Source organism: Kineosporia sp. NBRC 101731 (assembly GCF_030269305.1).
Lineage (GTDB): Bacteria > Actinomycetota > Actinomycetes > Actinomycetales > Kineosporiaceae > Kineosporia.
This window is the reverse complement of the sequence record NZ_BSTC01000007.1, coordinates 320297-332072: the sequence shown is the minus strand read 5'-3', so window position 1 is coordinate 332072 and position 11776 is coordinate 320297. Positions and strand designations below refer to the sequence as shown.

Below are 11776 nucleotides of genomic sequence, written 5' to 3'. Positions count from 1 at the left end.
GTGAAGGTCCGCTGCACGGTGGAGGACATGAACTACTCGGCGTGCGCCCTGGAGGTCGGCGACTGGTTCGAGCTCTCCCCCACCGGCGTCACCGTGCCCGAGGGAAAGCGCTTCTGCTACTTCGCCATCGCCGCGGTGATCCCGTCGGTGCTGGGACGGCTCGACGCCGCCGGACCCGACGAGTTCCTGCGCTCCAGGCCCCTGCTGGCCTGTCCGGACCCGCCCGAGAACCTGCACATCCGCGTCGAGCCCCTGGAGGAGTCGTGAGCGAGCTGATCTTCAGCGCCCGCATCGGCGGGCACGGCGTGATGTCCGTGGTCGAGAAGGCCCTGCTGGTGGAGGACGCCGGTTTCGACCAGGTGTGGACCGGCAACGACATGTTCGGCGAACCCGGGCTGGTGACGCTCGCGGCGATCGCGATGAAGACGTCCCGGATCCGGTTCGGCTCGGGCGTCATCGACCCGGTCTCCCTGCACCCGGCCCAGATCGCGATGTTCGCCTCCGGGCTGCAGGAGATCTCCGGCGACCGCTTCCTGCTGGGCCTGGGCGCCGGCTCGGACGTGTTCTTCCGCTGGGCCGGGCTCGAGCCGGCCAAACCCGTGGTCCGCACCCGGGAGGCCGTGCTCGCCATCCGCGAGCTGACGAACGGCCGCAGCCCGGCGGGTGTGCCCGGCACCGGTGACCTGTGGACCGAGAACGCGAAACTGCGCAGCCACCGCCCGGTCCCGATCTACATCGGCGCGATGGGCCCGAAGATGATCGACCTGACCGGGAAGATCGCCGACGGCGCCCTGCCCCTGTGCCTGCCGCCCCGCCACGTCTACGGAGTGGTCGAGCAGCTCAAGGCCGGGGCAGCCAAGACCGGCCGCACCATCGACGACCTCGATGTGGCGGCGTGCGTGTGGGCGAGCATCAGCGACGACCGCGACGAGGCGAGAACCCTGATGGCGCGGCACATCGCGCTCTACAGCGGTTCGCTGTCCACCGACGCCCTGGCCGCCAACGGGCTCGACCCGCAGGAGTTCGCCCGCACCCAGGAGCTGATGCTCGCCGGGCGCGAGGACGACGCGGTCGCCTCGGTCACCGACACGATGCTGGAGCTGGGCATCGTGGGTGGGGTGGACGAGGTGATCGAGCAGTGCGCCCAGCTCATCGACGCTGGGGTGAAACATATTTCGTTCGGTCCCCCGATGGGACCGGACCCGGTATCGGCCGTGCGGCTGATCGGCAGCCAGGTGCTGCCGGCGCTGCGCGAACTCGTCTGAGGAGAGATCATGAGGATCGTTCACGGCGGCATCACCGTCGACCCGGCGCACGTCGCGGAGGTCGAGGCGCAGGGCGCCGCCTTCCAGAAGCTGTGCCTGGAGGAGACCGGCTGCGTGGAGTACCAGCTGTCCTGGAAGCTCGGCGAGGCCGAGAACCTGCGCCTGCTGGAGGTCTGGACCACGGCGGCCGACCACGAGGCCCACAAGGAGCAGGCCCACACCCAGGCCTGGACCACGTTCATCAGCGGCGCGGCGGCGGCCCCGCCGAAATTCGCCCAGTACGACGACGTGGAGTAAGGCGGACGGGACACTCTGCATGATGACGGGCAAAAGAAGCTTCCTGCTCGTGATCATGCGAAGTGTCCCCGTCCGTTCGTTAATCTCGGTGCGGTGATCCGCATCCACCTCGACGAGGTGACCCTGGCCCGCACCCGGATCGCGGTCAGCCAGCTGCTCGAGATGGTCCGGGGGCTGGAGATCCTGCACCGGCATCCGGCCGCGGTGCCGTGGCCCTACACCGACTGGGCCCGCACCGCCGCCGAGGTGCTACGCACGGCGCCGCAGACGGCGCCGTTGCGGTTGTACGGCGACCTCTACGGCGCCGACCACGGCCGCCCGACACCCGACGTCTTCACGCCCGTCCCCGAAGAGGCGGTTCCCGACCTGGCGGCGGAACTGGGCCGGCTGCGGGGCACGCCACCGGCCCTGGTGCACGAACAGGTCCGCAAGCACTACCCCGAGGGCGCTCCCGATTTCCTGCAGCGGTACGTGCAGGAACCGGAAAGGGCTTTCGACCGGCTGGCCGAGGCTTTCGCGGTGTTCTGGGACCGGGCCATGGCCCCGTACTGGCCGGCGATGCGCACCGCCCTGGACGAGGAGGTGCTCCTGCGGGCCCGGCGGCTCGCGGCCGAGGGCGCCGACGCGCTGCTCCTGGACCTGCACGGGCCGCAGGTATGGCAGGCCCCGGTGCTGAATTTTCCCAAGCGCAACAAGGAATCGTCACTGATCGCGGTCGATCAGCGGTTGCTCCTGGTCCCGCTCATCTTCGCCGAGAACACCACGATGGTCTCGACCGATCATCCGCGCATCCAGTCGATCTCCTACCAGGCGCGGGGAGCCGCGCGGCTGGCCGGGAGCGGCTCGCCCCGGTCGCAGGAGCCCGACCGGCTGGCCGTCCTGGTCGGCCCGGCCCGCGCGACGCTGCTGCGGGCTCTGCGCCGGCCCTCCACCACGACCGGGCTGGCCGGCGAACTGGGCCTGGCCCCCAGCACCGTCTCCGAGCACCTGGCCGGGCTGCTGACGGCGGGCGTCATCCACCGGCGGCGTTCGGGCCGCAGCGTGCTGTACGAGCTGGAACCCTCCGGTGTGGCGTTGCTTTCCTTGCTGGCCCCACCCGACGACGGCGCGTAGACCCGCGAGGATTCGGCTCCGGCCGAATCGATACCGCCGCCGCGACCGGGGTACCTACCGTGTCGATCAATACCGCCCTTGATCGACACGAGGTATGTGTTTTCATGCGTCCTGAACGTGCCCTATTACTCGGTGTGGCCCGGCGCCGCGCACGCCCACTGACTCTCGGCTCCTCCGCCTCGATGGTTCACCAGGCCTGCGAGGCACTAGTACCGCTGGCCATCGGCCTGGCCGTTGACCAGGCCGTGGACGGTGGAGGCCTCGTGGCCCTCCTCGTCGCCGTGTCCACCCTTCTGGCTCTCTTCGTGCTCCTGGCGGCCTGCGGCGGTTTCCAGTACTGGATCCTGACGGTGACCCTCCAGCGGGAGGCCCACGAGCTGCGGGTGCGGGCGGCGGACCGGATCCTCGCCGATCCCGGCGCCGGACGCGGCCGGAGCGCCGGGGAGCTGATGGCGATCCTGACCTCCGACACCGCCGGCGTCGCGGCGATCGTCCCGGCGGCCGCGATGATCGTGTCCGGCCTCACCGGTCTGGCCGTGACCGTGGCCGTGCTGGTGCGCATCGATCTTGGCCTCGGACTCGGCCTGGTGCTGGTGGTTCCGCTGCTGATGGCCGGCATCGACCGGATCGGCCCCTGGCTCGAGCGCAAGGTCGCGGCCCAGCAGCAGACCGGTGGTCTGGCAGCGGCGTTCGCGGCCGAGCTGGTGACCGCGTTGCGGCCGATCCGGGGGTTCGGTGGGATCGGCGAGGCCGCACGCCGCTACCGAAGGGTGAGCCGGCGGTCACGGGACGCGGCTCTCGAGGCGGCCACGGCGTCCGCGGTGGTGGCGGCCGTGGGTCTGGTGGCCACGGTCCTGGTCGTGATCGCGACCGCTGCGGTCGCCGGGCAGATGGCTCTCTCCGGACGGATCACGGTGGGCGAGCTGATCACCGTGGTGGCCATGGCCTCGTTCGTCGCCGACCCGGTCCAGAGGGTGGCGAGCGGGGTCCAGTCAGTGGCGGTCTCACGGGCCGGCGCGGCCCGGGTGGCGCCGCTGCTGCCGGCCTCCGGGGTGGTTCCCGGGACGTCCGGGCGACCCATCACCGACTGGAAGGCCGAACTGGTTCCTGGCGAGATGCTCGGCGTGGTCACCACCGATCCGGCGGCGGCGCAACAGGTCACGGACGAGCTCGCCCAGTTGTCCTCGCCGCAGTTCCTGGTCGAACCGGCGGCTGCCCATCTGCTGGGCGGCACTCTGGAGGCGGCCTTGGACACCGGGCGCGACACCTCGCCGGACTGGACGGCCCGAGCCCTCGTGACGGCTGCGGCCGACACCATGGAGATGGTGGAGACGGCAGCATTACAGGGCGCCGGAGCCAACCTGTCCGGAGGGCAACGCCAGCGTCTGGCCCTGGCCCGGGCCCTGGCCGCCGACCCGGCGGTGCTGGTCCTGCGCGACCCCCTGACGGCTGTGGACGCCGTCACCGAGGACACGATCGCCTATCGGCTACGGCTTCTGCGCAACCAGGATCGGCACACCACCGTGGTGGTCTCCACCTCGCCGGCGTTGCTGACGGCCTGCGACCGGGTCGTCTTCGTCCTCCCTCCACCGGGCGACCCGGCCACGGTCACCGGCCCGCACAGCGCCCTGATGGAACGTCCCGACTACCGTGAGGCAGTGCTGCGATGAGTGTCCTTCCCGTGGCCACCGGCCGGCAGACCTGGGCCGGGCTGTGTCGCGCCGCCGCCGGGCACCGGCCGGCGACGGCCGCCGCCGTGTCCTGGACCCTGCTGGCGAGCGCCGGAATCGTCATGCTCCCGCTGCTGCTGGGTCGGCTCGTCGATGCCGTCCGTCTCGAACGCCCGGAGAGCCTGCCGGTGCTGCTGCCGCTGATCGGGGCTGTCGGCGTTCTCGGCGCCCTGGCCACGGCCCTGGCCCTGCGGGCCACGGCCCGGCTCGGAGCCCTGATCGCGGCCGACATCCGGGAGCAGGCCCTGACCGCAGCACTGGGCCTCGAGCCGGCCCTCCTGGAATCCGCCGGCAGCGGGGACATCACCGCGAGGGTCACCGACGACGTCGAGAACTTCGTCGCGGCCATCCCGCTGATCGCACAGGTGTCCACCGCTCTCACCACCGTCCTGGCCTCCGTCGGCGCCGTGGCCGGGCTGGACTGGCGGCTGGCGATCTCCTTCGTCGCGGTGGCGCCGTTCTACTGGTTCGGTCTGAGCCGCTACCTGCCCCGGGCCGGACCGTTGTACGCCCAGGAACGGCGCACCGCGGCGGAACGTGGCCAGGTGCTGCTGGAGTCGCTCCAGGGACGCAGCACCGTCACCGCCTACGGCATGTCCGCCCTGCAGTCCCGGCGGGTGGAGCAGGCGTCGGCCCACAGCCTGGACGTGCGGGTGCGCACGATCGGGGTGTCGCTGTGGCTCACCACATCGATGAACGCGGCCGAGGCGGCGGGCCTGTGCTCGATCCTGATGACCGGCTACTGGCTGGTCCGCGGCGACCTGGTCACGGTGGGCGAGGTCACCGCGGCCGCCCTGCTGTTCCACCGTCTGTTCGACCCGCTCGGAACCCTGCTCGGTTCCTTCGACTCCGTGCAGCGCGCCGGGGCCGCCCTGGCCCGGATCATCGGGGTCACGCAGGTACCCGCCCGCGCGTACCGCGACCAGCCCTCTCCCCGCGGTGGCGTGTCCGTCTGCCTGCGCGGTGTCCGGCACTCCTACGGCGGCGGGCACCACGCCGTCGACGGCGTCGACCTGGATGTCCCGGCCGGTTCGTCCCTGGCCGTCGTGGGCACCAGCGGCGCGGGCAAGAGCACCCTGGCGGCCATTCTCGCCGGCATGTTCCCGGCCACCGCCGGAACGGTGTCGGTGAACGACGGCCTCGTCGACGTCCCCGTCACCGAGATGGACCCGGCCCGGCGGCGCGACTGGGTGGCGATGGTCTCCCAGGAGACCCCCGTGTTCAGTGGAACCCTGCGCGAAGACCTCCTTTTCGCTCACCCGGCCGGCACGGACAGCCACCTGTGGGACGCGCTGGAGAAGGTGGGTGCCGCCACCTGGGCGCGGGGCCTGGAGGCCGGGCTGGACACCCTCGTCGGAGCGGGCGGGCACCCCCTCAGCGCCGTCCAGGCGCAGCAACTGGCCCTGGCCCGGCTGGTCCTGCTCGACCCGCCGCTGCTGGTCATGGACGAGGCGACCGCCGAGGCCGGCAGCGCCGGCGCGCGCGACCTGGAACGGGCTGCCCTGGCGCTGCGGTCGGGCCGGACCGTGGTCGTCGTGGCCCACCGGCTCTCCCAGGCACGGGTCTGCGACCGGATCGCCGTGATGGAGCACGGCCGGATCGAGGAGTACGGCACTCATGAGGAGCTCCTGGAGCGGCAGGGCCGTTACGCACGGCTCTGGAACTCCTGGTCACGGTCGGGACATCGCCGGTAGCGCCACCAGCTCGGTCGCCCATCACAGGCTGGGCCGTCCGGGGGATCACGGTTGCCCGCCGGGAGCCGGGCCCCGTGCGCCCTCACCCGTTCGGCTGCGGACCGGATTCCCGAACATGGTTTTTGCCTGCTTCTGCCCCGGGCCCGGCGTATGCCGTGCGCCACAGGAGGTGACCGGCGGGTGCGGTGGCGTCACGTATTCACTCGAACGACAGATACCGCGTTCACTCCTCGTCCCGCATTCTCGAACTACAGAAAGTGACCACGGAGGTCCGTTCGATAGCACCTGCGGGTGCCGGGAGAGCTGAGGTTCACAGTGGGCTGGCACGAGATGACGCCGTTGAAGCGATTCGAGTGGGTCGGTGGAAGCATCGCCGCCGTCATCGGCGTCGGCCTCCTGGTCGGACCCGGCTTCGTGTCGTCCGCCGTGCAGGCCTCGGCCCAGACCACCGCCGTCACCGCGAGCACCGATGAGGGCGACCAGTCCTGGCGCTACAACGTCAGCTCCATCACCAGCAACGACACCAAGCCGATCACCGCCACGGACACGCAGAGCTTCAACTCCGGCGCCTACTCGCTCATGACCGCCACCCTGCACAGCGGCAAGGACGTCAAGATCCGCTGGAACCCGTGCCAGGCGGTCGTCAGCTACCGGGTGAATCTCGACGACCTGCCGAAGGCACAGCGCGCCGAAATGCTGCGCACCGTCATGGAATCCTTCAAGAAGCTCCACACCGCCACCGGCATCATCTACCGCTACCGCGGCGACACCTCGTTCGTACCGCAGAAGGACACGGTCCAGGAGCAGCCCGCCGAGATCGTCGTGGCCGTGGTCAGGCCCGAGAGCAAGACCGACTTCGAGATGGAGGACAACTACCCGGGGTGGGGCGGCGTGCTCTGGACGAGCTGGTTCGACCAGAAGACGGAAGGCGCCGCGGCGGTGCGGGGCCAGGTTCTCCTCGACGCGAACCAGATCGCGGACCTCCCGGAGGGCTTCGGTGCGGGAGCGACGCGGGGCAACATCGTCCTGCACGAACTCGGTCACGTGATGGGTCTGGCCGACTCGACGGACCAGCAGCAGCTGATGTACCCGAAGCTGTCGGCCTCCACGCCGGACGGCTTCGCCGATGAGGACACGACGGCCCTGGGGAAGGTCGGGACCGAGTCCAGCTGCATCGACATCCCGGACTACGTCAAGGTCGGCAACCTCAACTAGTGGTGCCGGGTCGTGTCCTAGGGCTGGACGAGCGTGAGCATCTCCGCCGCGATGCTGAGCGCCACGGCGGCGGGCTTCTTGTCCCCGACCCCGGCCAGCCCCACCGGACAACGGATACCCGACAGACCGTCGGGGTGACCCGCGTCCGTGAGCCGGCGGTTGAAGGTGGAGGCCTTGGCCGACGACCCGATCAGCCCGATCGAGCCGAGGTCGGGCATCCGCAGGGCGTGTTCACAGATGGCCAGGTCTTCGGCGTGATCGTGGGTCATCACCAGAACGTGCGCGCCGACCGGGAGATCCTTGAGCACGTGCTCGGGGGCCAGGGCCACCGGGTGCACCACCACGCGGGCAACGGCATCGTGCAGGACGTCGAGTCTTTCGGGGGTGAACTGGTCGGTGCGGGTGTCGACGAGGTGCAGTTCCAGGTCGTGCCGGGCCAGGATACGGGCCAGCTCCAGCCCGACGTGACCGAACCCGAACACCGCCACGGCGGGTACGGCGCGCAGGGGCTCCAGCAACAGGGTCACCTCTCCCCCGCAGCACTGCACTCCGTGCTGGTAGGGCGCCTTGTCGGACAGGTTGAGGGTGATCAGCTCCGGCCCGGTCAGGTCACCGGTGCGGGCCCGTTCCACCGCCACGGCCTCGAGGTTGCCACCGCCCACGGTGCCCCACAGATCCCGCGGGCCCACCACCATTTTCGCGCCGGCCTCGCGGGGCGTGTGCCCCCGCGCAGCGACCACGGTGACCAGCACCCCGGCCTGGTTGCGGCTGCGCAGGGTCTGGATGCCCTTCAGCCAGTCCATGCCGGATCCCGTTGCTTCGAGGTGGCTTTCACCGCCCAGTAGACCTGCTCGGGTGTGGCGGGAGAGGCCAGTTCCACGCTCACGCCGGTCGGCCCGAACGCGGCCACGGCCTGGCGCAGCGCCTCGCGCACGGCGAAGGCCAGCATGAAGGGCGGCTCGCCGACGGCCTTCGAGCCGTACACCACCCCGTCCTCGGTGGCCTGCTCGAGGAAGCCGACATTGAACTCGGCCGGCATCTCGGAGAAGCTGGGGATCTTGTAGGTGCTGGCCCCGGCGGTGAGCAGGCGCCCGGTCGTGTCGTCCCAGCGCAGCTCCTCCAGGGTGAGCCAGCCCAGGCCCTGCAGGAAACCGCCCTCGACCTGGCCGATGTCGATCAGCGGGGAGATGCTGTCGCCCACGTCGTGCACGATGTCGACGCGGCGGGTCTCGTAGGCCCCGGTGAAACCGTCGACCTCGGTCTCGGCGACCGCCACCCCGTAGGCGAAGTACTTGAACGGGCTGCCCTTCATCGCCAGGCCGTTCCAGTAGATGCCCTCGGTGCGGTAATAACCCGCCGCCGACAACTGGATCCGCGCCATGTAGGCGTTGGCGACCTTCTCCTCCCAGGTGGTACCGCGCACGTCGGTGAGCCGTTCGAGGATCTGCTCGCAGGCGTTCTTCACGGCGCCGCCGTTCAGGTCGGTGCCCGACGAGGCCGCGGTGGCCGAGGTGTTCGGCACCTTGTCGGTGCGGGTCGGGGCCAGGCGCACCTTCTCGATCGGCAGGCCCAGGGTCGTGGCCGCCACCTGCAGCATCTTGGTGTGCAGACCCTGCCCCATCTCGGTGCCGCCGTGGTTGATCAGCACCGAGCCGTCCTTGTACACGTGCACGAGGGCGCCGGCCTGGTTGAAGGCCGTGAAGTTGAACGAGATGCCGAACTTCACCGGGGTGATCGCCAGGCCCCGCTTGCTGTGCTCGTGCGCGGCGTTCCAGGCGGCGACCTCGGCCTGGCGCTGCGCGAACGAGCTGGTCTCGAGCGCCTGCTGCCAGGTGCGCTCCAGCCGCTCGGCGTGACGCACCGGCTGGCCGTAGGGTGTGTCCTGACCCGGGCGGTAGAAGTTGCGGCGCCGCAGCTCGTCCGGCTCCAGGCCCAGCTGCGGGGCGCAGCGGCCGAGGATGTCCTCGATCACCAGCATGCCCTGCGGGCCGCCGAAGCCCCGGAACGCGGTCTGCGAGGTCTTGTGGGTCTTCGCGACCCGGCCGGTGACGTGGATGCCCGGGATCCAGTAGGCATTGTCGATGTGGCACAGGGCCCGGGACAGCACCGGTTCGGACAGGTCCAGGCTCCAGCCACCGTCGGCGGTGAGGGTCGCCTCCAGGGCCAGCAGGCGTCCGTCGTCGTCGAACCCGACCCGCCAGGAAGCGTGGAAGCCGTGGCGTTTCCCGGTCATCGCCATGTCGAGGGCCCGGCTGAGCCGGATCCGCACGGGGCGGCCGGTGAGGGTGGCGCCCAGCGCGGCGACGGCGGCCAGACCGTGGGGTTGCATCTCCTTGCCGCCGAATCCACCCCCCATGCGCAGGCACTGCACGGTGACGTCGTGGCTGCGCAGCCCCAGCACGTGGGCCACGATCTCCTGGGTCTCGGTGGGGTGCTGGGTGCTGGACTGCACGAAGACCTGCTCCGCCTCGTCCACCATCGCCAGCGAGCTGTGGGTCTCCAGGTAGAAGTGCTCCTGACCGGAGAACTCGAACTCACCCTCGAAAACCTGGCTGGCCGCGTCGAAATCGAGGTTCCCGCGATCCAGCACCAAGGTGTTGCCCTGATAGCTGCCGGCCGCGATGGCATCACGCACCGCGACGATCGCCGGCAGCGGCTCGTACTCCACCACGACCTGGAGGCTGCCCAGCCTGGCCGCCTCCAGGGTCTCACCCAGCACCCAGCAGATCGCCTGGCCGTGGAACATGACCTCGCTGGGGAACAACGGCTCGTCGTGCTTGACGCCGGCGTCGTTGACACCGGGTACGTCATCGACGGTGAGCACCCGCACCACGCCGGGAACGTGCGCGGCACCGCTCACGTCCAGGCGGGTGATCCGGGCGTGCGCGTGCGAGGAGCGCACCGGGTAGGCATGCAGCGTGCCGGCCGTGCGGTACACGAGATCGTCGGTGTAGAGCGCCTTCCCGGTCACGTGCAGGCGGGCGCTCTCGTGCGGTAGTGGTTTCCCGACGGTCATGACTGCTCCATCAGCTGCGCGGAGAACCGGCGCAGCGACTCGCCGAGCATCGCCGCCCGGTAGCCGGCGCTGGCCCGGTGATCACTCATGGGGGTTCCCTCGACGCGCAGCACTTCCGCTGCCGCCTCGACGGTTTCGGGGTTCCAGGGCTGCCCGGCGAGCGCGGCCTCGGTGGCGTGGGCACGGATCGGGGTGGCGGCCACACCACCCAGGCCGATCCGGGCGCGGCTCACCACGCCGTCGTGCAGGTCGACGGCGATCGCGACGGCGACGCTGGAGATGTCGTCGTACTTGCGCTTGGCGATCTTGTGGAAGGCGGTGTGGGCGGGTGAGGGTCGCGGGATGCGGACGAGGCGGATCAGTTCGCCGGGCCGGCGCACGCTGGTGCGGTAACCGGTGAAGTAGTCGCTGACGGGCACCTCGCGCTCCCCGGCGGCCGAGCTCAGCACCAGCGTGGCGTCGAGCGCCAGGAGCGCCGGGGCCAGATCTCCGATGGGGGACGCGGTACCCAGGCTTCCGCCGATGGTGGCCGAATTGCGGATGAGCCGGGAGGCGAACTGGGGAAGGAGCTGCGACAGCAGCGGAACCGCGCCGTCGAGACGGCGCTCGATCTCGGAGAGGGTGAGGGCCGCCCCGATCTCGGCCGAGCCCGGCGTGATCTGCCACTGGCGCATCTCGTCCAGATGGGCGACGGACAGCAGCCGGGTGGGCCGCAGTCCCTTGAGGTTGATGTCGACGCCCAGGTCGGTGCTGCCGGCGACGACGGTGACGTCGTCCGGCCCGGCGAGCACCTCCAGGGCACCGGACAGGCTGGCCGGACGCACGAAGGTCTCGGACTCGACGGCCTGCACCATCGGCGGCGCGTGCGAGCACCGGGCGGCGAGCGCGTCGTGTGCCGTGGGCTTGCCGAGCGCTTCGGCGGCGTCGCGAATCGGACGATAACCCGTGCAGCGGCACAGGTTACCGCTCATGGCGTGCAGGTCGAAGTGGTCGCCGCGGTCGGGCCGGTAGTACTCGGCCGCCATGCTGCAGACGAACCCGGGGGTGCAGTAGCCGCACTGCGATCCGCCGCGCTCGGCCATCTCCTGCTGCACCGGGTGCAGGTTCTCCGGGTCACCGAGACCCTCGACCGTGCGCACTTCCTGGTCGGCGAGGGTCGCGGAGGGAACCAGGCAGGCGTTGACGGCCGTCCACTCGGTGGCGGCCGCGATGCCCGGGCGGGCCAGGAGCACCGCGCAGGCGCCGCACTCCCCTTCGGCGCAGCCTTCCTTGGCCCCGAGAAGGCCGTTGGCACGCAGAAGATCGAGGGCGGAGACGTGCGGGGCGGCCCCACTCAGACCGAGGGGGCGGCCGTTGACCTGTGCTGAGGGTGAAGTGAGCATTCTCCGGCTTCCGGACGCATCGACGACGGGTAGATGACGTGAGGGACGACGTCAGCGCGATGCC

General features: G+C 70.7%; 10 protein-coding genes. 7 read left to right on the top strand and 3 right to left on the bottom strand.

The window, feature by feature from the left end; all coding sequences use genetic code 11:
• The first annotated feature begins 27 nt into the window (after window positions 1-27).
• From QSK05_RS21510 to QSK05_RS21480, 7 genes are all read left to right on the top strand, one after another.
• Entirely contained in the window at window positions 28-267 is a 240-nt protein-coding gene (locus QSK05_RS21510) for a hypothetical protein (protein WP_285599074.1), read from the top strand.
• The gene (locus tag QSK05_RS21505) at window positions 264-1265 is read left to right on the top strand and encodes an LLM class flavin-dependent oxidoreductase (protein WP_285599073.1); all 1002 of its coding nucleotides are present in this window, start codon (window positions 264-266) and stop codon (window positions 1263-1265) included. Before QSK05_RS21510 ends, QSK05_RS21505 begins: the two co-directional genes overlap by 4 nt.
• Before the next feature lie 9 nt (window positions 1266-1274).
• Entirely contained in the window at window positions 1275-1562 is a 288-nt protein-coding gene (locus tag QSK05_RS21500) for a putative quinol monooxygenase (RefSeq protein WP_285599072.1), read from the top strand.
• A 93-nt stretch (window positions 1563-1655) separates the two neighbouring features.
• On the top strand, window positions 1656-2675 hold the full coding sequence (locus tag QSK05_RS21495; protein WP_285599071.1) for an ArsR/SmtB family transcription factor: 1020 nt from the start codon (window positions 1656-1658) through the stop codon (window positions 2673-2675).
• Window positions 2676-2779: 104 nt separating this feature from the next.
• The gene (locus tag QSK05_RS21490; protein WP_285599070.1) at window positions 2780-4345 is read left to right on the top strand and encodes an ABC transporter transmembrane domain-containing protein; all 1566 of its coding nucleotides are present in this window, start codon (window positions 2780-2782) and stop codon (window positions 4343-4345) included.
• Complete coding sequence (locus QSK05_RS21485; RefSeq protein ID WP_285599069.1) at window positions 4342-6099, top strand: ABC transporter ATP-binding protein; 1758 nt, start codon at window positions 4342-4344, stop codon at window positions 6097-6099. Before QSK05_RS21490 ends, QSK05_RS21485 begins: the two co-directional genes overlap by 4 nt.
• A 339-nt stretch (window positions 6100-6438) precedes the next feature.
• Entirely contained in the window at window positions 6439-7314 is an 876-nt protein-coding gene (locus QSK05_RS21480) for a matrixin family metalloprotease (RefSeq protein WP_285599068.1), read from the top strand.
• A gap of 17 nt (window positions 7315-7331) precedes the next feature.
• Here the strand turns inward: QSK05_RS21480 and xdhC are convergent, their stop codons facing one another.
• Genes xdhC through QSK05_RS21465 form a run of 3 tightly spaced genes read right to left on the bottom strand, consistent with a single transcriptional unit; the run spans window position 7332 to window position 11712 of the window.
• On the bottom strand, window positions 7332-8117 hold the full coding sequence (gene xdhC, locus QSK05_RS21475) for a xanthine dehydrogenase accessory protein XdhC (protein WP_285599067.1): 786 nt from the start codon (window positions 8115-8117) through the stop codon (window positions 7332-7334).
• The gene (locus QSK05_RS21470) at window positions 8105-10330 is read right to left on the bottom strand and encodes a xanthine dehydrogenase molybdopterin binding subunit (protein ID WP_285599066.1); all 2226 of its coding nucleotides are present in this window, start codon (window positions 10328-10330) and stop codon (window positions 8105-8107) included. The genes xdhC and QSK05_RS21470 overlap by 13 nt, the downstream gene beginning before the upstream one ends.
• Window positions 10327-11712, bottom strand: a complete 1386-nt coding sequence (locus tag QSK05_RS21465; RefSeq protein ID WP_285599065.1) for a xanthine dehydrogenase small subunit — start codon at window positions 11710-11712, stop codon at window positions 10327-10329. The genes QSK05_RS21470 and QSK05_RS21465 overlap by 4 nt, the downstream gene beginning before the upstream one ends.
• Between the last annotated feature and the right edge of the window lie 64 nt (window positions 11713-11776).

Coding starts and splice junctions, on each gene's coding strand:
- QSK05_RS21470 (WP_285599066.1), bottom strand. CDS start 10,330: ATGACCGTCGGGAAACCACTACCGCACGAGAGCGCCCGCCTGCACGTG.
- QSK05_RS21510 (WP_285599074.1), top strand. CDS start 28: ATGAACTACTCGGCGTGCGCCCTGGAGGTCGGCGACTGGTTCGAGCTC.
- QSK05_RS21485 (WP_285599069.1), top strand. CDS start 4,342: ATGAGTGTCCTTCCCGTGGCCACCGGCCGGCAGACCTGGGCCGGGCTG.
- QSK05_RS21490 (WP_285599070.1), top strand. CDS start 2,780: ATGCGTCCTGAACGTGCCCTATTACTCGGTGTGGCCCGGCGCCGCGCA.
- xdhC (WP_285599067.1), bottom strand. CDS start 8,117: ATGGACTGGCTGAAGGGCATCCAGACCCTGCGCAGCCGCAACCAGGCC.
- QSK05_RS21465 (WP_285599065.1), bottom strand. CDS start 11,712: ATGCTCACTTCACCCTCAGCACAGGTCAACGGCCGCCCCCTCGGTCTG.
- QSK05_RS21500 (WP_285599072.1), top strand. CDS start 1,275: ATGAGGATCGTTCACGGCGGCATCACCGTCGACCCGGCGCACGTCGCG.